The 24,218-nt window shown below is 65.8% G+C and carries 20 protein-coding genes; 6 read left to right on the top strand and 14 right to left on the bottom strand.

The window, feature by feature from the left end:
* From U5809_RS31350 to U5809_RS31330, 5 genes are all read right to left on the bottom strand, one after another.
* The coding region (locus U5809_RS31350; protein WP_322089374.1) for an acyl-CoA dehydrogenase N-terminal domain-containing protein at nucleotides 1–111 on the bottom strand (111 nt) is incomplete at its 3' end.
* Nucleotides 112–586: 475 nt separating this feature from the next.
* Nucleotides 587–2,005 (bottom strand): Re/Si-specific NAD(P)(+) transhydrogenase subunit beta, encoded by a 1,419-nt coding sequence (gene pntB / locus U5809_RS31345; RefSeq protein WP_322089366.1) that lies wholly within the window; start codon nucleotides 2,003–2,005, stop codon nucleotides 587–589.
* A 13-nt stretch (nucleotides 2,006–2,018) separates the two neighbouring features.
* Complete coding sequence (locus U5809_RS31340; protein WP_322089365.1) at nucleotides 2,019–3,617, bottom strand: Re/Si-specific NAD(P)(+) transhydrogenase subunit alpha; 1,599 nt, start codon at nucleotides 3,615–3,617, stop codon at nucleotides 2,019–2,021.
* Nucleotides 3,618–3,776: 159 nt separating this feature from the next.
* Nucleotides 3,777–4,904 carry an AraC family transcriptional regulator gene (locus tag U5809_RS31335; RefSeq protein ID WP_322089364.1) on the bottom strand — a complete coding sequence of 376 codons (1,128 nt, stop codon included), beginning with the start codon at nucleotides 4,902–4,904 and terminating at the stop codon, nucleotides 3,777–3,779.
* A 39-nt stretch (nucleotides 4,905–4,943) separates the two neighbouring features.
* Entirely contained in the window at nucleotides 4,944–6,578 is a 1,635-nt protein-coding gene (locus U5809_RS31330; RefSeq protein WP_322089363.1) for an AMP-binding protein, read from the bottom strand.
* A 308-nt stretch (nucleotides 6,579–6,886) separates the two neighbouring features.
* Here U5809_RS31330 and U5809_RS31325 point away from each other — a divergent pair, with 308 nt between their 5' ends.
* From U5809_RS31325 to U5809_RS31315, 3 genes are all read left to right on the top strand, one after another.
* Nucleotides 6,887–7,678 (top strand): HAD-IIB family hydrolase, encoded by a 792-nt coding sequence (locus U5809_RS31325; RefSeq protein ID WP_322089362.1) that lies wholly within the window; start codon nucleotides 6,887–6,889, stop codon nucleotides 7,676–7,678.
* A 331-nt stretch (nucleotides 7,679–8,009) separates the two neighbouring features.
* On the top strand, nucleotides 8,010–8,465 hold the full coding sequence (locus U5809_RS31320) for a carboxymuconolactone decarboxylase family protein (protein WP_322089361.1): 456 nt from the start codon (nucleotides 8,010–8,012) through the stop codon (nucleotides 8,463–8,465).
* 129 nt (nucleotides 8,466–8,594) lie between these two features.
* Nucleotides 8,595–9,695: an AraC family transcriptional regulator gene (locus tag U5809_RS31315; protein WP_322089360.1), complete on the top strand. Its 1,101-nt coding sequence runs from the start codon at nucleotides 8,595–8,597 to the stop codon at nucleotides 9,693–9,695.
* Nucleotides 9,696–9,723: 28 nt separating this feature from the next.
* Here the strand turns inward: U5809_RS31315 and U5809_RS31310 are convergent, their stop codons facing one another.
* The 3 genes from U5809_RS31310 to U5809_RS31300 form a co-directional block, all read right to left on the bottom strand.
* A complete protein-coding gene (locus U5809_RS31310) occupies nucleotides 9,724–11,214 on the bottom strand; it encodes a HAMP domain-containing sensor histidine kinase (protein WP_322089359.1) in 1,491 nt (496 codons plus the stop codon).
* Nucleotides 11,214–11,933 carry a response regulator transcription factor gene (locus U5809_RS31305; RefSeq protein WP_124457109.1) on the bottom strand — a complete coding sequence of 240 codons (720 nt, stop codon included), beginning with the start codon at nucleotides 11,931–11,933 and terminating at the stop codon, nucleotides 11,214–11,216. The genes U5809_RS31310 and U5809_RS31305 overlap by 1 nt, the downstream gene beginning before the upstream one ends.
* A gap of 458 nt (nucleotides 11,934–12,391) precedes the next feature.
* Nucleotides 12,392–13,510 carry a helix-turn-helix transcriptional regulator gene (locus U5809_RS31300; RefSeq protein WP_322089358.1) on the bottom strand — a complete coding sequence of 373 codons (1,119 nt, stop codon included), beginning with the start codon at nucleotides 13,508–13,510 and terminating at the stop codon, nucleotides 12,392–12,394.
* Nucleotides 13,511–13,746: 236 nt separating this feature from the next.
* On the opposite strand from U5809_RS31300, the gene U5809_RS31295 reads away from it, so the two are divergent.
* Nucleotides 13,747–15,828: a hypothetical protein gene (locus tag U5809_RS31295; protein WP_322089373.1), complete on the top strand. Its 2,082-nt coding sequence runs from the start codon at nucleotides 13,747–13,749 to the stop codon at nucleotides 15,826–15,828.
* 411 nt (nucleotides 15,829–16,239) lie between these two features.
* Here U5809_RS31295 and U5809_RS31290 read toward each other — a convergent pair whose 3' ends face one another.
* Together U5809_RS31290 and U5809_RS31285 are read right to left on the bottom strand one after the other, a co-directional pair.
* Nucleotides 16,240–17,097, bottom strand: a complete 858-nt coding sequence (locus U5809_RS31290) for an IclR family transcriptional regulator (protein WP_322089357.1) — start codon at nucleotides 17,095–17,097, stop codon at nucleotides 16,240–16,242.
* Nucleotides 17,098–17,269: 172 nt separating this feature from the next.
* Nucleotides 17,270–17,602, bottom strand: a complete 333-nt coding sequence (locus U5809_RS31285) for an H-NS histone family protein (RefSeq protein ID WP_322089356.1) — start codon at nucleotides 17,600–17,602, stop codon at nucleotides 17,270–17,272.
* 74 nt (nucleotides 17,603–17,676) lie between these two features.
* On the opposite strand from U5809_RS31285, the gene U5809_RS31280 reads away from it, so the two are divergent.
* Together U5809_RS31280 and U5809_RS31275 are read left to right on the top strand one after the other, a co-directional pair.
* Nucleotides 17,677–18,036 carry a hypothetical protein gene (locus U5809_RS31280; RefSeq protein WP_322089355.1) on the top strand — a complete coding sequence of 120 codons (360 nt, stop codon included), beginning with the start codon at nucleotides 17,677–17,679 and terminating at the stop codon, nucleotides 18,034–18,036.
* 196 nt (nucleotides 18,037–18,232) lie between these two features.
* The gene (locus U5809_RS31275; RefSeq protein WP_322089354.1) at nucleotides 18,233–19,087 is read left to right on the top strand and encodes a glycoside hydrolase family 16 protein; all 855 of its coding nucleotides are present in this window, start codon (nucleotides 18,233–18,235) and stop codon (nucleotides 19,085–19,087) included.
* 48 nt (nucleotides 19,088–19,135) lie between these two features.
* On the opposite strand, the gene U5809_RS31270 is transcribed toward U5809_RS31275, so the two are convergent.
* The 4 genes from U5809_RS31270 to U5809_RS31255 all read right to left on the bottom strand — a co-directional run bounded on the left by U5809_RS31270 (nucleotide 19,136) and on the right by U5809_RS31255 (nucleotide 24,175).
* Nucleotides 19,136–20,380 (bottom strand): glycosyltransferase family 4 protein, encoded by a 1,245-nt coding sequence (locus U5809_RS31270; protein ID WP_322089353.1) that lies wholly within the window; start codon nucleotides 20,378–20,380, stop codon nucleotides 19,136–19,138.
* A complete protein-coding gene (locus U5809_RS31265; protein WP_322089352.1) occupies nucleotides 20,377–21,870 on the bottom strand; it encodes a polysaccharide pyruvyl transferase family protein in 1,494 nt (497 codons plus the stop codon). The genes U5809_RS31270 and U5809_RS31265 overlap by 4 nt, the downstream gene beginning before the upstream one ends.
* 118 nt (nucleotides 21,871–21,988) lie before the next feature.
* The gene (locus U5809_RS31260; RefSeq protein WP_322089351.1) at nucleotides 21,989–22,924 is read right to left on the bottom strand and encodes a glycosyltransferase family 2 protein; all 936 of its coding nucleotides are present in this window, start codon (nucleotides 22,922–22,924) and stop codon (nucleotides 21,989–21,991) included.
* Between the two features lie 12 nt (nucleotides 22,925–22,936).
* A complete protein-coding gene (locus U5809_RS31255) occupies nucleotides 22,937–24,175 on the bottom strand; it encodes an oligosaccharide flippase family protein (protein ID WP_322089372.1) in 1,239 nt (412 codons plus the stop codon).
* Nucleotides 24,176–24,218 lie beyond the last annotated feature (43 nt).

Genomic DNA, 24,218 nt, shown 5'->3' with positions numbered 1-24,218 from the left:
AGCCGTGTCGTAACCGGCATCCTCGAAGCCCGGCAACTGCGCGACGGCGTCGATGCCCGCGAGTTCCTTCAGCACGAACAGCATGTCCTTGACGGGGGCGTTATAGCTCATGGTCGATGTTCCAATCAGGCGGTGAATGTGGAGCGCCAGGGGATCGATACGGGAAAACCCTTTGAACCCGGGGCGACGTGATGACCCATCGTAATGCCGCCGTCGCCGATTCCTATTGTCATATCCGGCCCACATAGTGACAAAATCGGCCACGGAATTTGCGGCCTTTGCCGGGAATGGCCGGCCGGACAGGGGTTTGGCCGGATCGGGTTTGGCGGATTCGACGAGCAATCGACGTGCCCGCGGCAGGCACCGATGCCGCGGAACCGGCCCGGGCGGGCGGCAATGGGAGCCGGTTATGGGAACCGCTGGCGGGCGCCGGCACGGGAACGCATCAGCACCGGCAGCCACGCCACGCGCCGTGCACATGTGCATCGGCCCGCCATGCATCACCGATGCGTGGCGGGCCGACTGTATGCCGAGGCCATGCGCTGGCGGAACGGACCTGCGGCCCGCTCCGGTCGCGTGGCCGCGCTCAGGAGGCTTTCAACATGCCGAACACCTCGCTCAGCATCGACTTCGCGTCGCCGAACAGCATGCGGTTGTTGTCCTTGTAGAACAGCGGATTGTCGACGCCTGCATAGCCCGAAGCCATGCTGCGCTTCATCACGATCGACGTCTTCGCCTTCCACACCTCCAGCACCGGCATGCCGGCGATCGGGCTCGTCGGGTCGTCCTGCGCCGCCGGGTTCACGATGTCGTTCGCGCCGATCACCATCGACACGTCGGCCTCGGGGAAGTCGCCGTTGATCTCGTCCATTTCGAGCACGATGTCGTACGGCACCTTCGCTTCGGCGAGCAGCACGTTCATGTGGCCCGGCATGCGGCCCGCGACCGGGTGAATCGCGAAACGCACGTCGACGCCCTTTTCGCGCAGCAGCTTCGTCAGCTCGAACACCGTGTGCTGGGCCTGCGCCACCGCCATCCCATAGCCGGGTACGATGATCACGCGCTTCGCCTCGCGCAGCAGCTCGGCCGTTTCCGCCGCGCTCACCGCGACCGCCTCGCCGGCCGGCTGCGCGCCGCCGCCGCCGGCTGCCGCCGGAACGCCTGCGCCGCTGCCGAAGCCGCCCGCGATCACGCTGATGAAGTTGCGGTTCATCGCGCGGCACATGATGTACGACAGGATCGCACCGGACGAACCGACCAGCGCGCCGATCACGATCAGCAGGTCGTTGCCGAGCATGAAGCCGGTGGCCGCCGCCGCCCAGCCCGAGTAGCTGTTGAGCATCGACACCACGACCGGCATGTCCGCCCCGCCGATCGCCATCACCATGTGCACGCCGAACAGCAGCGAAATCACCGTCATCACGACGAGCGGCAGCATGCCGTCCTGGATGCTTTCCGCGTGCAGGAACGCGCGGCCGAAGTAGATCACGATCAGCAGCGCGGCCAGGTTCATCCAGTGCCGCGCCGGCAGCAGCAGCGGCTTGCCGCCGATCTTGCCCGACAGCTTGCCGAACGCGATGATCGAGCCCGCGAAGGTAATGGCGCCGATCAGGATGCCGACGTAGATCTCCACTTCGTGGATGGCCTTCTCGGCGCCCGTGAGCTGCAGCGACGTGTCGATGTAGCTCGCGAAGCCGACCAGGCAGGCTGCGAGACCGACCAGGCTGTGCATCAGCGCGACCAGTTCCGGCATCTGCGTCATCTGCACCTTCTTCGCGGCGTACAGGCCGACGGCGCCGCCGACGACCAGCGCAGCGACCACGTACGGAATGCCCGCGGCCGACACGCGCGGACCGGCCACGGTGGCCAGCACCGCGATCAGCATGCCGATCATGCCGAGCAGGTTGCCGCGGCGTGCCGTTTCAGGGTTGGCCAGCCCGCCGAGGCTGAGGATGAACAGGATCGCGGCGCCGATATAGGAGACGGTAGTCAGGTTTGAAGTCATGGTTGTCGTCCCCTTATTTGCGGAACATCGCCAGCATGCGTCGCGTGACCGCGAAGCCGCCGAACATGTTGACGGCCGTGAGCGTCAGCGCGCCCACCGCCAGCCCGAGGATCAGCCCGGACGGGCGATCGCCCGCGTTGGCCAGTTCACCGAGGGGCGGCGCGACCTGCACGAGCGCGCCGATCGCGATGATCGACGAGATCGCGTTGGTCACGCTCATCAGCGGCGTGTGCAGCGACGGCGTGACGTTCCAGATCACCATGTAGCCGACGAAGCACGCGAGCACGAACACCGTGAAGTGCGACAGGAAGCTCGCCGGCGCGAACTGGCCGACGAACAGGAAAGCCAGCGCGCCGACCGCGAACACGATCGCGAGCGCCTTGGCCGACATCGGTTCGCCGCTGTGGCCGTGGCCCTTGGACTTCGCGGGCGCGGCCGCTGCGGGCGCCGCCTGGGGCTTGGGCGCGACGACCGCCTGCTTGATCGGCGGCGGCGGCCACGTGACGTTGCCTTCCTTGATGACGGTGAGGCCGCGGATCGCGTCGTCGTCGAAGTCGACGTTGATCGTGCCGTCCTTGCCCTTGCACAGCTCCTCGACCACGCGCAGCAGGTTCGTCGCATACAGCGTGGACGACTGCCGCGACAGGCGCGACGCGAGATCCGTGTAGCCGACGATCGTCACGCCGTGGCGCACGACGGCCTCGCCGGGCACCGTGAGTTCGCAGTTGCCGCCCTGTTCGGCAGCCATGTCGACGATCACGCTGCCGGGCTTCATCGACTGCACCATCTCGGCCGTAATCAGCTTCGGCGCGGGCTTGCCGGGGATCAGCGCGGTCGTGATGATGATGTCGGCATCCTTGGCCTGCTGCGCGTACATCGCGCGCTGCGCCTGCTGGAAGCCTTCGCTCATCACCTTCGCATAGCCGCCGCCGCCCGAGCCTTCCTCCTCGTAGTCGACCTTGACGAACTCGCCGCCCAGCGACTTGACCTGATCGGCCACTTCCGCACGCGTGTCGTTGGCGCGCACGATCGCGCCGAGGCTGGCGGCCGTGCCGATCGCGGCGAGGCCGGCCACGCCGGCACCGGCGATGAAGACCTTGGCCGGCGGAATCTTGCCGGCCGCCGTGACCTGGCCATTCAGGAAACGCCCGAATGCGTGCGCGGCCTCGATTACCGCGCGATAGCCGCTGATGCTGGCCATCGACGTGAGCGCGTCCATCTTCTGCGCGCGCGACAGCGTGCGCGGCAGCGAATCGATCGCCAGCACGGTGGCCCGCCTGGCGGCCAGTTGCGCCATCAGTTCAGGGTTCTGCGCCGGCCAGACGAAGCCGATCAGCGTGCCGCCCTCGCGCATCAGCGCGACTTCGTCGCCGGTCGGCGGGCGCACCTTGAACACGATGTCGCTGCCGGACCAGAGCTCGGCCGCCGTAGCGGCCACGCTCGCGCCGGCCGCGCGGTACGCGTCGTCGTCAAAGTTCGCGCCGGCACCGGCGCCGCTTTGGACGGCGACCGAAAACCCCAGCTTGATCAGCTTCTCGACCACTTCGGGGACGGTCGCTACGCGCCGTTCGCCGGTGGCTGTCTCCAGAGGAATCCCAATCTGTAATGTCATATTATGAAAGATGGGTGATGGCCATCGCAAAGCGCTCGGGCCGGTGCGTCAAGTTACCAGAATCATGTGGATGTTTCGAAATCAGCGTGCGACCCGCGACGGAATTTCCGACGCGCGCCGGAGACGGGAACGGGCCGCGAATACCGGCCTCCCCGCGTACTACACCTGCCGCCGGTAAGTCCCCGGCGTACTCCCCGTCCAGTGCCGGAACGCGCGATGAAACGCGCTCGGGTCATCGAAGCCGATATCGGCGCCGATCGCCGCGATCGTGTCGGGCGTGTCCGTCAGCCGCTGGATCGCGATGTCGCGCCGCAGCTCGTCCTTCAGTACCTGGAACGTCGTCCCTTCGGCTGCAAGGTGCCGGCTCAGCGTGCGTACCGAACAATGCAGGTGCTCGGCCGCCTGGTCGATCACGGGCAGGTCGGGCAGCGCCGCCGACAGGTACTGCCGCACGCGATGGCACACGAGCTGTTCGCTGAACGATTCGAAGATCCAGTCGCCCGGCGCGCGCGCGAGGAACTTGCGCAGGTTGCGCTTGCTCTGCCGGATCGGCGCGTCGAGGTAGTCGGCGCTGAAGCGCATCAGCGTGCGCTCGCAGTCGAACTTCACCGAGCCGGTAAAGAAATACAGGTGCTCGACCGCATGGCGCGGCCGCGGGCACGCAAACTCGATCTGCAACAGCGGGATCTTCTGCCCGATCAGCCAGGAACACACGCCGTGCACGAGCTTGAGCATCAGCTCCTGGCCGAGCGCGCCGATCGGGCCGATCGCGTCGTTCGGGCGCAGCAGCACCTGCGCGACGAGACCGTCGCGCTTCGCTTCGACGAAAAAGTCGTCGAGCAGGATATGGAAGAATTGCCCGAAACGATGCAGCGTCGTTTCGAGGTTGCGCGCATCGAGCAGGCTCAGGCACAGGTACTTCAGCGTGCCGCCTCGCAGCGGGCGCGAGAAGATGCCGGGCATCTCGTCGTCGAGATCGATCGCGAGCGTGCGGTACAGCGTCGAGAACTGCTCCTCCGTCACGCGTGCATGCGGCTCGCCGAGCAACTCGATCGGGATGCCGGCGCCGCGCAGATAGCGTTCGACCACATCGCGCTGCGCGCCCGCACTCGCGAGAAAACCGTTGACGAGCGAGATCGGCACCGTCGCGCTCGGCGACGGCGGCGCATGCCCTGCCCGGGCGGCAAGTGTGTCTGAACCGGTCATCACGTCCCCGTCGGTCGAACCGCTCGCATTGTACTTGAGCGGCCCGCGCGGCCCTTTCGGCACGTTCGGGGCCTTCGGCATGCCGGGCCGCACCCGCGGCCGCGCGGAACGTCGGTGCCATCAGTCGGTGCGGCTCAGTTCCCGCCGCAGGATCTTGCCGACCGTCGACTTCGGCAGCCGGTCGACGAAGCGGACGATCTTCGGCACCTTGTACGCCGCCAGGCTCGCGCGGCAATGCTCGACGAGTTGCGCCTCGTTCACGTCGGCATCCGGCGCAAGCACCACGAACAGCTTGACGGCCTCGCCCGTGCGCGGATCCGGCACGCCGATGCACGCGCATTCGGCGACGCCCGGCAGCGCGGTCGCGACGGCTTCCACCTCGTTCGGATACACGTTGAAACCCGACACGATGATCATGTCCTTCTTGCGGTCGACGATCCGCAGGAAGCCGGCCGCGTCGAACACGCCGACGTCGCCGGTACGGAAATAACCGTCCGCCGTGAACGCGGCCGCGTTCGCGTCCGGCTTCTGCCAGTAGCCGCCCATCACCTGCGGCCCCTTCACGCAGATCTCGCCCGCTTCGCCGATCGCCACCTCGCGATCCTGGTCGTCGAGCAGCTTCACGTCGGTCGACGGCAGTGGCAGGCCCGTGGTGCCCGTGAACGCGTCGATCGACTGCGGGTTGAACGATACGACCGGCGACGTTTCCGACAGTCCGTAGCCCTCGCGGATGAAATTGCCCGTCACGGCCTTCCAGCGCGACGAGATCACGTCGATCACCGCCGCACCGCCGCCGGCCGACAGCTTCAGCCGCGACCAGTCGACTTCCTTCAGGCGCGGATGGCCGGCGAGCCCCGCGTACAGCGTGTTCACGCCGACGAACACCGTCGGCCGCGCCGCCTTCAGCACGTCGATGAACCCGTCCATGTCGCGCGGGTTCGCGACGAGCCAGTTCTGCGCGCCGATCGCGAAGTAGGACAGGAAGTTCACCGTCAGCGCGAAGATGTGATACAGCGGGATCGCCGTGACGACGACCTCCTCGCCCGGCTCGCGAGCCGCCGGCACGATCGCCGCGAACTGTTCGATGTTCGCGACGAGGTTGCGGTGCGACAGCGCCGCGCCCTTCGACAGGCCGGTCGTGCCACCCGTGTATTGCAGCAGCAGCAGGTCCGCGCCGCCGAGCGCAACCGGCTCGCACACGAGCGATTCGCCCGCGGCAAGCGCGTCCGCGAGCGGGATCGAGCCGGGCGGCAGTGCGTCGCACATGCCGGCCGGCGCATCGACGACGCCGAGATCGCCGCGCCCCACGCTCAGCACGGTGCGCACGCGCGTGCCGCCAACCACCTCGGCGAACGTGCCCATCGAGCCGCCGCAGACGACAGCCACCTCGACGCCCGCGTCGTTGAGCTGATGCTCGAGCTCGCGCGCGGTGTAGTGCGGGTTGACGTTGACCTGGATGGCGCCGATCTTCGCGACGGCGACGAACACGACCGGAAACGCGAGCACGTTGGGCAGCATCACGGCCACGCGATCGCCCTTGCGCACGCCGACGACCTGCTGCAGATACGCGGCCAGCGCGGTCGACAGGCGGTCGACATCGGCATAGGTGAGCGTGCGTCCGTACGCATGGAACGCCGGACGATCGGCGAAGCGGCGCATCGCGTCGTCCAGCAGCGCGCTTACGGATGGATGGCGATCGGCATCGATCTCGGCGGGGATCGAGCCATACGACCCGGTCCAGTGTCTCTTCGTCATGTCTCGCTCCTAGGCTCGGGGGACGGTGCGCCCGTAGCACACCGTTCGCACGGCGGCCTGCACGCCGGAAGGACGCGGGCCGTCGCCTGATCGGCGACTATCGCCCGCGCGACGCGCTTTGCAAATGATCCGGGCGGCCGAAAAGATGATCGAAACGGACACGCGGGCGGGCGCGCTTGTCCAGACAACTTCATTTGCAACGGCGGGCAGCCGCATATTCCACGGCGCGGATTGCAAAGCATCAAGCGGCATGGCAAGGCCCGCCGCCCTTCTTCATAATCGACGATCGTCATTCATTCGTCGAGAAGATGCAGCCGCTTTCCCTGGCCCCCGCCGACACCTTCTCGTCCGTTCGATTCCTGCTGACCGACATGGACGAGACGCTGACCCATCGCGGCCGCCTGGCCGCGCAAACCTATGCGGCACTCGAGCGGCTGCAGGCGCACGGCATCCGCGTGATTCCCGTGACTGCCGCGCCGGCCGGCTGGTGCGACCAGATGGCGCGCATGTGGCCGGTCGACGGCGTGATCGCGGAGAACGGCGGACTCTTCATCCGGCGCAGCCCGCACGGGCACGGCGCCGAACGCCGATACTGGCATGCGGACGACGCGCTCGACGGCGCGCGCGACGCACGCCGGCGTATCGCGCAGCATGTGGCGAAGGCCGTACCTGCCGCACGCCACGCGGACGACCAGGATTTCAGGCTGACGTCGCTCGCATACGCACGCACCGGCTCCGGCCAGGACGACCGGATACGCGACGCGCTGGTCGCGGCCGGTGCGGACGCGACCATCAACAACCTTTGGATCATCGGCTGGGTCGGCGGATACGACAAGCTGTCGATGTCGCTGCGCGTGCTGTCGGACACCTACGGCGTCGACGCCGATGAAGCGCCGGCGTGCGTCGCATATTCCGGCGATTCCACGAACGACGCGCCAATGTTCGGCTATTTCACGCACACGGCCGGCGTGAGCACCGTGGTCGACTATCTGCAGCAGTTGCCCGTGCTGCCGCGATGGATCACGCAAGGCCCCGGCGGCAGCGGATTCGTCGAGTTCGCCGACGCGATCCTGCGTGCGCGCCCCGACGATCAGGGCTGACCGGCCCGGCGGTCCGACTATCGCGATATCGGCATGGACAACATACGGGATCGGGCGATTCCTTCCGCCGGTCACGCCTGATACGATCGCTTCGCTTCCGGTTCGCCACGGCCGAACGCACCGCTCGACGCCGCCGATGAAGCCGGCACATACGCATCCGCACAACGGCTTCCGCGTACGCCATAGCCTGGCCCGGCCGGTCGATCCCGCAGCCTTTTGATCAGGATGACTTCACACCTGCCGCCGATCGCGGCGACGCGCGATGCCGGAGCAAGAGACACGACACATCCAACCAATGATCTTATCCCGCTCCATCAAGAGGCCAGTCGCCATGCCAGAACGTATCTCGTTTGGACAACTTCCCGCCCGGCTGCTCGACGTCGTGCTCAATGTCGAGGAGTACGCGAACCACACCGGACACGACTTCAAGCTCGTCGAACTGGTGCGTGCACGCGTGTCGCAACTGAACGGCTGCGCGTATTGTCTCGACCGTCACATCAAGGAAGGCATCCACGCAGGCGAAGATCCGCTGCGTTACAACCTGCTGCCCGTGTGGCACGAGACTCCCGACCTGTACAGCCCGAAGGAACAGGCCGCACTGCGCTGGGCCGAAGCGCTCACGCTGATCAGCGAGAACACGATCGACGACGCGCTCGTCGCCGCGACGCGCGAGCACTTCGATCGCGACGAACTGGCGACGCTCACGCTGATCGTCGCGCAGATCAACACGTGGAACCGGCTCGCCAAACCGTTCGCGTGGCAGGCCGGCGTGTTCCAGGCCGGTTGACGCAGGACGGGGCCGGGCGCGCCGGGTAGCACCGGCGCGCGCATCAGGGTGAACCCTGTAGCGCACGGGACCGTTCCCGCGCAGAATTGCGTGCCGTAAACGATATCGAATCGGACGCAGGATCCCGTCATGCCGCGCAGTGCGCTCTTGAACCCGACGGCCGCCCGCGCAGCCCGCCTGCCGGACGCCGCCCCCACCCACGCGTTGCGCGAGCAGCGCTTCACGCCGGCCAAGCTGGCCGTGCTACTCGACGTCGCGGCGCAGGTGGGCCTCGACCCGGTCACGGTGCTCGACGGCACCGGCCTCACGCCGGCCGACGTCGCGGATCCGTTCACGCTCACGTCGCCGCTGCAGTTCCTGACAGCCGCGCGCCAGGCTATCGGCCGGTACGACGGCACCGATCTCGGCGTGCGCGTCGGCCGCCGGCTGCACGCGTCGAGCTACGGAATGTACGGCTACGCGATGCTGTGCTCGGAATCGCTCGCGCACGCGTTCGATTCGGCCGTCAAGTATCACCGGCTCGCAAACGGCATGCTCGCGATCCGCTGGGTCGAACAGGGCGACACCGCTTCGTGGCTGTTTCCAGACCAGCACGAAGTCGGGTTGCCCGATCTCGACGAACCGCTGTACCGTTTCCTGATGGACATGCAGTTCGCGCTGCACGTGACGATCATCAAGGACGTGATGGGCGCGTGGTGCGTACCGGCGCGCGCGCAGTTCGCGCAGCCTGAGCCGCCGCACGCGGCAGCGCTGGCCGACGCGCTCGAATGCCCGATCGCGTTCGACCAGCCGCATCATGTGCTCAGCTATCCGGCCGCGTGGCTCACGCGCGCGCCGCAGCTCGCGAACCCGATTACCGCCGCGCAGGTGTCGTCGCACTGCGCGAGCCTGCTCGAGGAGTTGCGCAGCCAGGCCGGCGTCACGCGGCGCGTGTACCAGGAACTCACGCGCACGCCCGGCCAGTTTCCCGACATCGATGCGATCGCTGACAGCCTGTGCATCACGTCGCGCACGCTGCGCCGCAAGCTCGAAGCCGAAGGCACGTCGTACAGCGAACTGCTGACGAGCGTGCGCAAGGCGCTCGCGATCGATTACCTCAGCACGACCACGCTCAGCACCGAGGACATCGCGCTGACGCTCGGCTTCAGCGATGCCGTCGGCTTCCGCCACGCGTTCAAGCGCTGGACCGGCACGACGCCGAGCGACGTGCGGCGCAAGCGCGGCGGATAAGCGCGGCGGATGCCACCGCCGACGGCGGTCAGCGTGCGTCGCCGGCCACCGGCGACGCGACCGGCAGCGCAAACTCGAACACCGCGCCGCGCCCGGCCCGATCGACGAGCCGGATGCCGCTGCCGTTGAGCGCGAGCATCCGGTGCACGATCAGCAGGCCGAGACCGCCGCTCGTCACCGTGCCGCCGCTCATCGGCCGCTGCGGCCGCTGGAACAGCCCGTCGCGCCGCGCGGCCGGAATCCCTTCGCCGGTATCGGCTACCGTCACGACCACGCGGTCACCCTGCGGCTCCAGCGCCACCTCGACCTCGCCGTGCGAAGGCGTGTGCCGCAGCGCGTTGTCGAGCAGGTTGGTCAGCACGCGCTCGATCATCGCGAGATCGGCCGACACGACCGGCACGCGCGGCGGAATCCGTGCATGCAGCGCGACACCGCGCGCCTGCGCGGTCAGCTCGAATTTCTGGAACACGTCCTGCACGAGATCGACGAGCGAAAACGGTTCGCGCTCGGCCTGCACGCCGCCCGATTCGAGCCGCGCGAGCTCGAACAGCGCCTGCGCGAGCCGGCCGACCTTCGCGCTCTGCGCAAGCGCGATCGACAGGTAGCGCCGCCGCTCGGGTTCGGCGAGCGTATCGGCCTTCAGCGACAGCGTTTCCAGGTAGCCGTGCAGCGAGGTCAGCGGCGTGCGCAGGTCGTGCGAGATGTTCGTGATCAGTTCGCGCCGCTGCTGATCCTGGCGCGTCAGCGCGCGCCACTGGTCGCCGATCCGCTCGGCCATCTGCGCGAACGCGGATTCGAGCACCACGATGTCGTCGCCGCGCGGGCCTGGCGAGCGCGGCACCGGCGGCTGCGTGTCGGGCGCGCCGTTCGCGTCGAAACCGCGCATCGCGTCGGTCAGCCGGCGCAGCGGGCGCGTGATGAAACTGAACGCGGTAAGGCCCGCGAGCAGGCCGAGCAGCGCGACGAGCGCCATCGACCACAGCGTCGTGCGCAGTACGTTGCCGGCATCGACGCGTGCGGCGAGCCGGTCGTGCGCCTCGCCGAGCAGCACCACGTAGATGTAGCCCGACGGCGGCTGCCCCGCGCGCTGCAGCGGCGCGGCGCTGAACACCTTGCGCGCGTCCGGGCTGCGCGGGTCGTCGCCGAGGATCGGCAGCGGCCGGCCCGCGATGAATTGCTGCACGGGCGCGAGGTCGATGCGGTCGCGCTTCACGTGGCCGGGCGGCGCATCGTCGCCCTTGATGCGACCGGCGTTGTCGAGCAGGTACACCTCGACGCTCGGGTTCACGCCCATCAGCTGGCTGAACAGCGTGCGCACGGCGTCCGGGCGCAGCCCGGACGCGTCCATCAGCGGCGCGCTGTTGGCGATGTTGGCGGCCAGGTCGCGCGACAACGCCTGCACGACTTCCTTTTCACGCATGTCGTTCGCGCGGATCTGCAGCCAGGCGGACGCGCCGGAGCACGCGAGCAACAGGATCGAGAACACGAGCGACAGCCGCTGGGTGAGCGTGAGCTTCATCATGCGTCCCGCTGGCCCGGCGCGGCGAGCTTGTAGCCGCGTCCCCATACGGTGAGGATCCGTACGGGCTCGGCCGGATCGACCTCGATCTTCGCGCGCAGCCGGTTGATGTGGGTGTTGACCGTGTGCTCGTAGCCTTCGTGCTGGTAGCCCCACACCGCATTGAGCAGATCCATCCGCGAGAACACCTTGCCCGGGTGCCGCGCGAAGAAATACAGCAGGTCGAATTCGCGCGGCGTGAGGTCGATGCGCGCGCCGTCGACGCTTGCCTCGCGCGCGATCGGATCGATCGCAAGCCCCTCGACGTCGAGCGTGCCCGCGTCGATCCGCGAATCGCGTGCGAGCGCATCGACGCGCCGCAGCAGCGCCTTCACGCGCGCGACGAGTTCGAGCACCGAGAACGGCTTCGCCAGGTAGTCGTCGGCGCCGAGTTCGAGACCGAGGATCCGGTGTACCTCGCTCGAGCGCGCGCTCGTGATGATGATCGGCGTGTAGCGCGTCATCGCGCGGGCGCGCCGGCAGATTTCGAGGCCGTCGACACCCGGCAGCATCAGGTCGAGGATCAGTGCATCCCAGCCGCCCTGTTCGAGCAGGCGCAACCCTTCGGCGCCGTCCGCGCTGTGCACGACTTCATAGCGCTCGTCGCGCAGGTGCAGGCTCAGCACGTCGGCGATGTCGGCGTCGTCCTCGACGATCAGGATGCGTTTCGGTTGGTCCATGGCGGTGGGCGGCGGCACGTCGAAGCCGGGTTCGATAACGGTTAACGGTTGTCGGCGGGCGATCGGGCGCCCGGGTCGAATCGCGGCGGAAAGCCGCGCTGCCGTCATTGTGCAAAATTTTGCGGCGGGGAGTGATCACATTTCGTTTAATTTTGGATCACGCCCGGGCTGTGAGCCAATACCTGCAAGGCTTTCCGCCCCGTCCCCAAAAACACAATTCGCGTTATCCCGCCTGAACACAAAATCGACACTAAAAAGCAGACGCCAGATGCGCCGAGCGACGGCGCTAGTGCATGAATTTCCGGCCGGCATCCACGCTGCATGCCGCCTTGGTGCCACCCCGGCGAAACAGATCCTGTCACGGTCGATGGCGATCACATCCACGACGCCGCGTGACACGCGCACGGAAATCATTCGTCCTGCCCTCCCCAACCCCACTTAGCGAGCGGTTTGAAGCATCAACCACCGCGCGAATGCTGAGGTAGCACCCAGAGCATCCGTCCCACCGCCTCGGCTTGATTCCGGGAATGCGTCTTCTCATAGATCGCGCGTAACTGGGAGCGAATGGTCGCGAGTGACACGCCGGCGCTGACCGCGCATTCGTCCGGTGTCTTGCCACTAATCAACGCTTCTGCGACGACGGCTTCCGCACTCGACAAGCCGAACGCCTGCCGTAGCTGTTGCGCGGCGACGAGCGGTGCCCCGCTGCGCTGCCTGGCTGTGACCAGCAGCGTCGCGTCGCCGAGGACGGCATGCCCCCAGTGTCCCGACACGGTAGCGATGCTCAGAAAGATGTCGTGCGCGGCGTTCACGGTGCTGGACAGGGCTAGGCTCTCGCTTACTCGGGTTTTCGCGACACGCGCCAGCGCCCCCTTGAGCGCATCATTCTGACGCGCACTTACCGCGCCGAGATGACCGTTCTCGAGCTTGATGCATGTGGTCGCGCGTAGCATCGCTTCGGCCGCCCTGTTGACGAACACGATGCGTGCATGCCGGTCCAGCGCGAAGACGGACAGCCCCAGTTCCTCCATGAGTTCGGTACCGAGCGCCGCGTCGTGATGCAGTACCTTGGCGTCCTGCCAGAGATTGATTGAGCGTTGCAGATGCCCGGCCATGCCGCTCAGCGTCGCGCGCTCTTCGGGCGAATAGGGCGGGCGGCCGTGCGCGCGCAGCAGCCCGAGCAAAATGTTGTCGCTATTGGGGCGCGCGAAGCGAATCCCCATCAGATAGCGAATACCCGATGGAATCTGATAATCCTGGAAGAATTCGCTGCGTTCGACATCGCGCTCGGTCAGGTGATCCTGGCAGCAAACGAACTCGCCTAGCGGTGCATTCTCAACGAAACCTCGGCGCGGATCGAGCGCCCCGTAATACTGGTCGTAGAGCGCGACGACCTCGTCGAATTCCGCACGCGGCGAATAGATCGAGAATTTCGGTGCATTACGTGCGGCGTCCCAACTGAACATGTGAAATACATTTGCGCCGAGGCATTCGGATACCCGGTGAAAGACTTCGAGAAAACCAGTTGGATGCAGTGCGGCCTCGTAGAGGTCCCCGATGAGTTGGTCACGCTGCATGCTCCCCCCGTCGCTTCGCAGTCTTCGTATGCGAATTTTGTCTGACGATATTGTTTTGAGTACCGAATGTTTTCAGGCTAACACAGGATATTTTTACGCAGTGTCATGTTATTTCCCGATTTTCATCCACCTGAATGATGATCAAAAAAAACGGCTTTGCGAGAATCCTGGCCATTCAGCGTGCATGAGCAGCGCATATGACACGCATCAACCAGCAGGCTCTCGGGGAAAACACAATGAAGCTCACACCTGTCGTATCCGGTATCGCAGTGCTCGTCCTGTCGGCTTGCGGCGGCGGCAGCAGTTCGTCCTCGTCGCCCGCCGAACCAGCAGCACAGACGGTCAGCGGGGTCGCGGCCGCCGGCGCGGCGATGCAGGGTTCTACCGTAAAACTGTTCGACGCCACCGGCAAATCGGTAGACTGCCCTGCCGATGCGTCGACCGGCGCGTTTCATTGCACGGTGACCGGCTTGAGCGCACCGTTCGCGTTGTCCGCGTACGGCAACGTCGCAGATTCACAGGCCACACTGATCGCGCTCAGCGCGAAGGCCGGCACGCAGACAATCAACATCACGCCGATCACGAACGCGATCGCCGCCACGATCATCGGCGACAACCCGACCAGGCTGCTGGCCGACACCGGCTTGCTGCAGAGCAAGGTCACCGCCCAGGCGATTGCGAGCACAGTGCAGGCTTATTCGTCTGCACTGTCGGACCTTCTGGCCGCGACCGGCAACACGGGTGTCGACCTGATTTCCGGCCCGCTGACCGCCGGCGCACCGGGCCTCGATCGGCTGCTCGACCAGGTAAAGGTCAACGTGCTGCCGGATGGCAGCGTCCAGATCAGCTCGGTGGCGGGCGTATCCAGCGATACGCCGGTACAGCTTCAGCTCGCACCTGGTGTCGCGCCGCAGGCCAGCGACAAGGCGAGCCTGCCGGCCGCCGCGACCATCAACGGCGCGGTCGTGTCGAATCTGCCGAGCGCCGACGATCTGGCAGCATTGCAGAGCGCACTTAACCAGTGCTTCGCCGGTTCGACCGGCGCCGCGCGCGAGGGCGGCAGCGTAGCGGCGTGCGGCCGGATCTTCGTGGACGACGTCGCGTCGGGTGCGCTGAATTCCGGCGTGCCGGCCGCATATCTCAACAACGGGATGTCGGCCGCTCAGGAGTTCGGTGCACCGGCCGGCGGAACGCCGGGTATCGTGGCCGACGACGCAATGAACAACGCCAGCTTCGGCTTGCCCGAGGTCATCCGCGTCGTGGCCAGTGACACAATGTGGGTCAAGGTCGCATGGACGCGCAGCGACGGCATTCGCGACGGCATGCAGCAGCATGTGCAACTCGCGGTGCGGGCGGGTAGTCTCGCGAGCGGCGACAACGGCTGGCGCGTGGTTGGCAATCAGCGTGCAGTACTAAGCAAGGTAAACGCGAACGCGCAGAAATGGGACTGGCTGAATCCGGCCAACCCGTCGACGGGGACCAACGCATTCGTCGATTCTCTCAACCTGCAGGTGGGCACTGTCGATGCGACCGGTACCGCCGTGGACTTCGCGATCGTCAACGGCCCCGGCTTGCGCAACGGCGTGTTCCTGCAACCGTCGAGCGGCACCTGCGACACCTTGAACATCCGCGCACAGATCGCGAGCGGGCAGACACCGGCGCAACTTGCCACGCTGGCCAAGAATGCGCAGTGCCGCAATAATTTCCGCCTGGCCGGCGTCGCGCAGGATCCGGCCAGCCAAAGCCTGTTCACGTGGCCGGGCGACGCACCGCGCAACAATACCGCGTGGGCGAAACCGCAATTGAATGCCACCGAGCTGTCCGACATCAAGCCCTTCAGCGCCTATACGATCGACGTTTATCAGAACGGCAACACATCGACGCCGACCAAACACTATACGGTCCGGTTGCGTACGCCGTCGCCGCTTCCCGACGCGTTGCGCCAATACGCGTGGCACGATCTGGCGCAGTCCACGCGTGACAAGCTGACGCCGGGCACTGCCGGCACGTTCGCGGGTGGGACGACCTTCCCGCTGGCCTGGACGTCGAAAACCGGACTGCCGTTCGTCAAGCGCGGCAACGTGCAGATTCGCGCAACCGCAGCCGGGCAGACGGCGGCGACGTTCGTCAATGGTTCAGCATCGGCGTTGCCGGTCCAGCCCGGCGCCGCGGTAACGCTCAACGTACCGGGCGACCAGGGCGTCGCGTTCCCATCGGTGGCCGGCTGGACGGGCAGCACGGACTTCTCGTTCGTGAATTTGAGCTGGTCCGATCCGGTCGACACGCTCTTTACCGAGTCCTTCGAGTACGACCGGTGACGGGAGACTAAAAACCCGTGCTGGCTGGCGGTCCCATCCGTACCGGATCACTTTGGTCGTGTCCGGCTGCGAGAAAGACGACGAGCGTTGCGTCGAACCCGGCTTCGTGTCGTCAAGTACCGGGACCGCCTCTTCCCGATGCGCACATTGGTGTTCCTCGCGCGATGGTTTGACGCGGCTTCGACCACCAACCTCTCGAAACCCATTGTCGAATTGGGATGAGGTGGAGTTCACCGGATGTAGGCACATCCCGGAAACAACGATCACATTTCGTTTATTTTTGGATCACACCTGCACCGCAAGCCCGTACCCGCAAGGATTTCCGCTCCAGCCCCTGATAATCCTCCGTCCGGGCACCACCGCCAGGCAACGGACGTATCCAAGCAAAGTTCGTGGAATCCTCGCGCCGCCCTACGGGCGTGCCGTACCACGCGCGGGCATGTCGACCGCCGATTGCATGAACCGTTGATCGACCGTCGCGGAGATTCGCTGGGCCGTTTCATACAACGCCGCGCCGATCTGCCTGATCGACAATGCGCCCGCTTCTCCCGACTGCTCAAGGTACGGGCAAGCGAGGATCGCGATGGCCGAACCCGACTTGTCGACGATCGGCGTCGCGACATCCGTGATGCCAGGAATGCGTTCGTTGGGGCGGCAGAGATAGCCATCAACGAGGCGGGAGGGTAACGCTTCGTCTCCATGCGGTGGATTCCGCGATTCGACATCGTGTCCGTCGGCCCGCGACAACCGCGTCCGCACGTCGTCGTCCTGAAATGCCTGGTACATCTCGCCCGCGGCGCTGCCGTGCAACGAAACGCGCGTCCCGACACGCACCGCAATGTTCCATTCCGTTTCGGCGCCGGCCGTTGCGATGACGATCATCGTGTCGCCGTCGAATACCGTCAGGTAACACGACTGGACAGTCTGCAATGCAAACTGTTGCAGCAACGGCGTGACGAGCGCGCCCAGCGATCGCGTCGGCGCATGATGCTGCCCGAGAAAGTAGAGCTTCATGGTCAACGCGTACCGGTCGTAGCGATCCACCCGGTAGATGTAACCGCGTTCCTCGAGCACCTGCATCATCCGGTACAGCTCGCTTCGACTGCGCTTCAGCGCGCGACAGATGTCCGCCTGCGCCATGCCGTACTGGCGATCGATGAGCAGCTCGAGGATGTCGAGGCCTTTTTCGAGCGCCGGGGCGCGATATCGCGCCTTCTTCGCAGGTCCCGTATCGACGAGATCTACGGCGTCAATTTCTGGATTCTGCATGGGCTGAAATTCCGGTCGTCAAGCAACACCAGGATCGCCGGGTCCGCGGTCCGGCGGAATGGCAGGCTGACGTGCCTGTCGCGATCATGGATCGACGAGTATCTGGCGCAACGATATGCGCCGACGTGTACCCACCTTCGCGACGCACTCGTGTCGGATTCACGCGAACCCCTCAACAAGCCTGCTTCTCCGGCCACCATGGCTGCGGTGTTTCCCGAATCAGATAGTCATCCAGGTTCTTGTCGGCAAGCCACTTGGGGCGCGCACCTTTTCCGGACCATGATCGACCGGTGTCCGGATCGTAGTATTTGGCCGATGTCTTCTGTCGATTGGCCTTGACGAAACCCGCCGCCCGCAACAACTCGATTTCCGTGATGCCGAACAGCTTGACGTGCTCGGCAATCTCCTCGAGTTTGACTTTCTTCTCCTTCTGCCTGGCTTCTTCGACAATCAGATTCAGGTGACCGAGCTGCTTTTGAAGCTCGCGAATCGTAGAACTCTTCATTTGACGCATTCCGAGATTAAGTCAATTTGCCGTCTTTCAGCCGCGCACAAGCGATGCGGTATTTCCGTGACCGCATGTTCTATCTCGGGCACCCGATCCCGAAGACGGAGCGCAACGTCCCGACACATACGCGTCATACGGTACAGGCCACCAATGGGAGTCTCGAACTCGCCCTGTGCGCTTTCGAACCAGGATCTCGAGCGGCGTTTGCGGTTCACGACGGGGCTGAATTTACGGCATCAATTTACGCGGCACGTGTCGTTCAACGCATGATTCGTGCCATCGTCCCGCGTTCAGTTGCAGTGCCGCATAAAAACGTCGATAAACCAATGACTTTCATCTGTCACAAAAAATATCTGAACGAAACCCGCTCCGCCGGAAAAACGTTTGCGTTCCACCAGCAGCACCGTCCGTTACGTAACGACACGCCGTAACGCGCACGTGACGAACGGGACATCCGCGCCGCCATCCCTCGCGAGTATTCGATCGAATAGATGTTTAGGTATACGAATCATATGTTGCGACCTTGCACACAATCGCGCATCATCCCACCCTGACGCTGGCCGAACACAGCACGGCGCATCCCCTTCGGGACACCCACCTCATCCATTGCCAGGACGCTCCCATCACATGTCCTCACCGATCCTTCCCGCCATCGTCGCCCTCCTGGCCGCGACAACGGTTGTCCCGGCCACCGGCGCAGAATCCGCTGCGCTCGATCTTTGCGAGTTCGTGCCGGTATTCAACGAGAATTTCAGCGCATTCCACGTCTCGCCACGCATCCTGGGTGACGCGCAATGGATCGCGCACACACCGTGGAATGGCGACTTCGGCGATGCCGCATTCTCCGATCCGGGGCCCGAAGGGCCGTTCAGCGTGGTCGACGGCGAATTGCACATCACGGCGAGCCGCACGCCGCAGGGTCGGTGGCATTCCGGTCTGATCGCCGCGGCAGACGCGTCCGGCAATGGCCGCGGCGTACGCTACGGATATTTCGAAGCACGCGTGAAGATGCCGCCCGGCCCAGGCACATGGCCGGCCTTCTGGTTGATGAGCCTCAAACCCGTCGCCGACCCGGCGCCGCGCGTGGAAATCGATGTCGTCGAATACTACGGGCACGCAACCGATCGGTATTCGTCATCGCTTCACGTGTGGTATCGCGGCGCGAACCAGAATCGATCGCGCCACATCACGCATCGCAGCCCCGTTCCAGCCGACTCGCTCGTCAACCGGTACCACGACTACGGTGTCCGCGTGCTGCCGGACAAGATCACGTACTACCTCGATCGTCGCCCCGTCTGGGAACAACCGACGCCAGCCGAACTCGACACACCGCTCTATCCGCTCGTCAATCTCGCGCTGGGCTCCGGCTATCCAATCGACCAGACGCCCAACCCGTCGACGCTCGCCGTCAAATGGGTGCGGCTCTATGCGCTCGACGAAACTGGCCGATCGAACCGCTGCGCGCGACCGAAAGAACACTGACCGCCCCCTTGCCCGCGGCCGCCGTGCGCTCCGCCGGATGACCATGAACTAGGCCGGCTGCGGTTCCAGCGCCGTGCAAGCCGCGAAGACCTCGAGCAGACGTTCGACCCATGCATCCGGTGACAGACCCATGTGGCGAGTCGCCGCGTACGCGGCGATGCTCATCCTGCGCGTCGCATCGTCATCGTGCGCAATGCGGGCAATCGCACCGGCGAATGCCGCCTCGTCGGCGGGATCGCACGCGTCGCCGGCTCCGCACGCCACGATGTCGCCCGCCAGCAGCGCGGACTGCGCGACAACGACCGGCAACCCGCTCCACATCGCTTCCGCGGCCACGAGGCCGTACGGCTCCGGATAGCGCGACGGCATCAGCAGCGCGCGTGCGGATTGCACCCTTCGCGCCACCTCGCTCGGCGCGAGATGACCGCAGAACGTCACTTCCGGATGCGCGGCGCGCAATGCGGGCATCATCGGCCCGTCGCCGATGATGACGAGCCGTGCACCCGCGCGTCGTGCCGCGCGCGCGGCAAGGTCCGGCCCCTTCTCCGACGCCAGCCGACCGACGAACACGAACGTGTCGTTGTGTTCCGCGGCGATGCGCGCGGCGCTCCACGGCGTCACGGGGTTCGGCACGGTTTGCAGGCAGGCGACCGGAATGCCGCCACGCTCGAGCGGTTCGCGCATGGAGTGGTGAATCATCAGGACGTGAGGCCCGGCGGCATCGAAGTGAAGCGTATGCGATTGAACGGCCTGCCGGACCGTGCGCCAGACCTTGTGTGCGTAGTGCCGCTTGTCGCAATCGCGTGTCACGCACGCCGCGCCGAGCGGCACACGTGTACAGACGGTACCGGCGCGGTAGTCGGCAAATGCCCCGTTCGGGCACACGAGGAAGAAATCGTGCGCCGTAATCACGGTCCGCTCGCGTACGCGACGCAGCGCCGCGAACAAGGACGGCGACAGGATCTGGCTCCAGCCGTGCACGTGATAAACCGTGCCCGGCGTGTCGTGACGCGCGATCCACGCATTGAGCGTTCGAACCGTGTCCGGGTTGTACACGCCACGCCCCAGCGCGGCCGCCCCCGCCTGCAGCAACCGGATGCCTCGCAGGCAGACGACCTCGATACCGAGCGCGTCGAATTCCGGATTGGCGCCGTCATCGCCGGTGACGTACGTCACCTCGACGCCACGCGCCCGCATCAGACGCAGTTCGAGTAACGCCAGCGCCGTCGCGCCGCCATTGGCGACCGATACGTCGTTGATGATCACCAGCCGTTCCGGCAGAACTGTATTCATACGAGCGACTCTCCCGCCACCCGGGCGACGCCGGCCGGCTGCCGCGATCCGGCCACCGCGCGCCTGAGCGCGGCGGCAAGATCCGCCACGTGCGCGCACGCGTCGTCGAGCACGGTGCGATGCACCTGCGCGTCGATGCCTTCACCGAGTTGCCGGGCAGCAAGCTCGACGACGGTGTCGATCGAATCGACGCCGACCGTACACAGGCAGTGCCCGCGCCCGACGCCTGACAGAAACGACTCGAGCTTGACGTCCCACGCAAACCCGATCTGCGGGACCGCATACGAGAATGCGGCGATGTTCGCGTGAAGCCGGTGAGCCATCAGCAAGTCGAACGACGAAATCAGTCGAGCGAGGTCGGCCGGCGTCGCGGCTCGGGGCGCAAAAGTGATCCGGCCGGGCCCGGCAGCCTCCGCGAGCATCGGTCGCAGCTCGCCGATATACGCCTCGTCTTCAGGACTGCCATTCGCGAACACGACGAAATGCCAGCCGTACGCGCTGCCGGCGCGCACGAGTGCGCGATACCATTCGGCTTGCGCGGCCGCCGACACGCGAACGCTGCCACCGTGGTACTTGAGCGCGATCGGATGCGTAATGCCCAGCCCGATCGTGGTGACTGCGTTGTCCTGCGTCCGGGATCGCGCGACATGCCGCGACACCAGGTGACCGGGATCGTGCACGACCTGCGCGGCGCGGATCCCCGCACCGCACAGGCGCGCCCGCCAGATCTCCGCCGAGCGTCGCTCCCGGACCGACGCATGAAACAGCGCAACCCCACCGAGCGCGCGCCGGAACAGCAGTTCGCCGCGCGGCGTCCAGTCACCGGATACGCCTACGCCGAACACGGCGGCCGGCAAACCCAGATCGCGAACCTCCGCCATCGCCGCATCGAGCTTCATCGGGAAATTCAGATCCGCATCGCTCAGCAGATTGCCGCCGCCGACGATCACGGCGTCGACGCCGCGCAACGCCGAACGCCAGCGCGGACGCAGTTCCGTATGCAGCTTGTACCCGAGCACCGAATGCACGATCGCATGACGCACGACACGCGGGCTGTGATGCATCAGCGTCAACACCGACTTTCGGGAGGTGGCCCCGCATGCGTAGTCGGTTCGGCCCGCGAGATCGATCACGCGAATCTCGATGCCCGGCAACGCCGCCGCGAGTTCCGCTTCGAGGCACTCGGACAGCATGCCGTCGCCGAGATTCGGGCTGTACTTCACGTTGACGAGCGCGACGCGCGGCGCATGCGGCATTTCGTCGGCGCCAGGCGCCCCGTGGCGAATGCGATTCTGCATGGTGGGATGATCGGGAAGCATTGTTGAGTCGCAGGACTTGTTCCAGGCTCGCTGGACGTTGCCGCGCGAAAACGCGCGGCACGATGACGAAAAGGCATGCGAGCGGCAGCTTCGCTCTGCGCAATCACTGCGGCGAAACCGACGTTTGCAGCGGATATCTGCCGTCGCGTTCAGGTGACGATACGCTTTCACTATACCTTCCAAGTCCATTATGATTCGCATACCGTAACAAATATTAAAGGTTTGCCACGTCGAAGCAGCGATGCCGACGCCCACGTGCGCGTGCCGACGTCCGATGTCGTTCCATCGCTCATAGCTGTGCCGCACGTTCCGGTGTCCGGCGTCCGCGCAACACGTCGACGAACGCGATCAGGTTTCCGGCCAGCCGGCCGCGTCGATCGATATAGGCTTCCGGCGCGATCGATTTCGCGATGTTGGCCGCGAAGTTGCGCACGATCTGGAGGCACGCCTCGTTAGGCGACAGCGTCCCCTTGGCCATCATGTAGACCGGGTTCATCACTTGCGAGTAACCAAGCCGTCGTCCGGACACCCGGCCGCGCTTCACGCCGAGATGCACGCCCACGGCACTGCCGAGTTTCACGAGCCGGCCATGGCGCTGGGCAACCCGGGCACCAAAGTCGAGATCCTCCAGCCAGCCGTACAGCACGAGCCGCTCGTCGAAACGCAACGCGGCGACTGCCGACGCACGGAATGCCATGTTGCAGCCGTAAGGGCTGTAGCCGTCCTTGGTCCACCTCTGCGTGTTGCCCCGTACGGCGGCCAGCGCCCGCTTCGCGTCGTCGATCGTGAGCCCGGGGCCGAGGATGCCGTCTGCAACGACGTGCCCCGTCACGCAGGCGAGCATCGGATCGCGCTCGAATGCATCCGCAACCACGCACAGCCAGTCCGCTTGCGGAACGAAATCGTCATCGAAGAACGCGACATAGTCCGTACCGGACGGCATCCTGTCGAGGATCGCATTGCGTTGACGCGTCAAGCCAGGCTCGACGAACACGACGGACAGATCGTCGGCTTCGGCAAGTGCGCCGATGTCGTCCGGCCCCGTACACGCGACGATGATCGTCGTCGGCCGAAGCGTTTGCGCACGCAGGCAGGCGACGATGTTCGCCAGCTCGGCGGGCCGGCCACGCGTCGCGATGCCGGCACACACGCGCGGATCGCGCGATGTCGCGCGCTCTTGCACGTTCACGGATCCGCTCTCGCGAATTTCCCATTCATGAGTCATCACATACCCTCGTTACTGGCGAATTCGGTTGTCGCCGACAGTCGCGGCAGGAACGCCATCGAAACCGAAGATTTCCGTCAACAGCTTCGCGCGCCACAGGCCGGCCGCCAGCACGCCCAGCATCGTCAACTCTCCGACCAGGCGCGCGCCGGCCATCCCGAGCGCACCCCATTGGCTCGCCAGCGGAATCGCGCATGCAAGGCTCACGACGGCGCTCAGCACGCCGGCCTGTGCAAGCAGGCGTTCGAGCTTGCGCGGAATCAGGAAATAGGCGCCGAGCACCTGCGTGCAGACGCTGACGGGAAGCACGAACACCATGAGATTCAACACCGGCACACAGTGCTCGAAGCCGGCGCCGAGCGCGAGCGGAATGAGCCGCTCCGACAGCAGGACGGTCGCGACAGCCGCCAGCGCCGCCCCGGAAAAGAACCACACGAACACTCGCCGCATCAGACGATTCGCGCGCGACGGATCGCTGCCGACCAGGCTGGTCAGTTTGGGCACCAGGATCTGCGCGGCCGGCGACATCACGCTCAATCCCGCCGCGACGAGCCGCTCGGCGACACCGAACGCGCTGACCTCGGACGCATGCGCCATGGTCGACAACAGGTAAGTCGACGCGCCAGCCAGCAGCACCGACGTACCGCCGTAGACGAAGATGACCGTGGACCTGCGGATCAGGTCCACGGCACGCTTCAGGCTCGAGACGGCGCCGGCGAACTCGCGCCGGATCAGCCAGTACGCAAGCCCGAGCTGGACGACGCTCGATGTCAGCAACAGCGGAAATACACGTTCGACGTCGGACGGGTGATGCACGAAGCCGACGATCAGCGACAACGAAATCGCGAAGCCGATGACCTCGATCCGGACGCTCGCGATCGCGCGGCCGGTGCTGACCAGATACCATCCGACGTTGAATGCCGAGACCAGCCCCATGGCGATGACGACCGGGCCGCTCGACAAATGCTGGCGAAACGCCAGCGACGCGCCGATCGCGATCGTGCCGGCGACGATGGCCGGCACGCACAGAAGCTGCCGGGCGATCACGTGGGTGCGCAGCGTCTCGGCCCGCTCGGCGCTGCCCGCGGCAAGAACGGTATCGCGTGCGCCGACCGTCGGAAAACCGTAGCTCACGAACAGCCAGAGGGAATTCGAGAGCGAGGCACCCGCCAGCACCAGGCCATAACCGCTCGGGCCGAGCGCGCGTCCGTAATACGGGAGCATGAACAACGGATACAGATAGCGGAACATGTAGGCCACGTACACCGCCAGCAATTCCGTACGAGACGAGGTA

The organism is Burkholderia sp. BCC1999 (genome assembly GCF_905339975.1).
Classification (GTDB): domain Bacteria; phylum Pseudomonadota; class Gammaproteobacteria; order Burkholderiales; family Burkholderiaceae; genus Burkholderia.
The sequence above is the reverse complement of the archived record's forward strand: the minus strand, read 5'-3'. Positions and strand labels throughout refer to the sequence as shown.

Excerpts from the sequence above, each read along its gene's own strand:
- pntB (WP_322089366.1), bottom strand. The coding sequence starts at position 2,005 with ATGACTTCAAACCTGACTACCGTCTCCTATATCGGCGCCGCGATCCTG.
- U5809_RS31340 (WP_322089365.1), bottom strand. The coding sequence starts at position 3,617 with ATGACATTACAGATTGGGATTCCTCTGGAGACAGCCACCGGCGAACGG.
- U5809_RS31335 (WP_322089364.1), bottom strand. The coding sequence starts at position 4,904 with ATGCCGAAGGCCCCGAACGTGCCGAAAGGGCCGCGCGGGCCGCTCAAG.
- U5809_RS31330 (WP_322089363.1), bottom strand. The coding sequence starts at position 6,578 with ATGACGAAGAGACACTGGACCGGGTCGTATGGCTCGATCCCCGCCGAG.
- U5809_RS31325 (WP_322089362.1), top strand. The coding sequence starts at position 6,887 with ATGCAGCCGCTTTCCCTGGCCCCCGCCGACACCTTCTCGTCCGTTCGA.
- U5809_RS31320 (WP_322089361.1), top strand. The coding sequence starts at position 8,010 with ATGCCAGAACGTATCTCGTTTGGACAACTTCCCGCCCGGCTGCTCGAC.
- U5809_RS31315 (WP_322089360.1), top strand. The coding sequence starts at position 8,595 with ATGCCGCGCAGTGCGCTCTTGAACCCGACGGCCGCCCGCGCAGCCCGC.
- U5809_RS31310 (WP_322089359.1), bottom strand. The coding sequence starts at position 11,214 with ATGAAGCTCACGCTCACCCAGCGGCTGTCGCTCGTGTTCTCGATCCTG.
- U5809_RS31305 (WP_124457109.1), bottom strand. The coding sequence starts at position 11,933 with ATGGACCAACCGAAACGCATCCTGATCGTCGAGGACGACGCCGACATC.
- U5809_RS31300 (WP_322089358.1), bottom strand. The coding sequence starts at position 13,510 with ATGCAGCGTGACCAACTCATCGGGGACCTCTACGAGGCCGCACTGCAT.
- U5809_RS31295 (WP_322089373.1), top strand. The coding sequence starts at position 13,747 with ATGAAGCTCACACCTGTCGTATCCGGTATCGCAGTGCTCGTCCTGTCG.
- U5809_RS31290 (WP_322089357.1), bottom strand. The coding sequence starts at position 17,097 with ATGCAGAATCCAGAAATTGACGCCGTAGATCTCGTCGATACGGGACCT.
- U5809_RS31285 (WP_322089356.1), bottom strand. The coding sequence starts at position 17,602 with ATGAAGAGTTCTACGATTCGCGAGCTTCAAAAGCAGCTCGGTCACCTG.
- U5809_RS31280 (WP_322089355.1), top strand. The coding sequence starts at position 17,677 with ATGTTCTATCTCGGGCACCCGATCCCGAAGACGGAGCGCAACGTCCCG.
- U5809_RS31275 (WP_322089354.1), top strand. The coding sequence starts at position 18,233 with ATGTCCTCACCGATCCTTCCCGCCATCGTCGCCCTCCTGGCCGCGACA.
- U5809_RS31270 (WP_322089353.1), bottom strand. The coding sequence starts at position 20,380 with ATGAATACAGTTCTGCCGGAACGGCTGGTGATCATCAACGACGTATCG.
- U5809_RS31260 (WP_322089351.1), bottom strand. The coding sequence starts at position 22,924 with ATGACTCATGAATGGGAAATTCGCGAGAGCGGATCCGTGAACGTGCAA.
- U5809_RS31255 (WP_322089372.1), bottom strand. The coding sequence starts at position 24,175 with ATGTTCCGCTATCTGTATCCGTTGTTCATGCTCCCGTATTACGGACGC.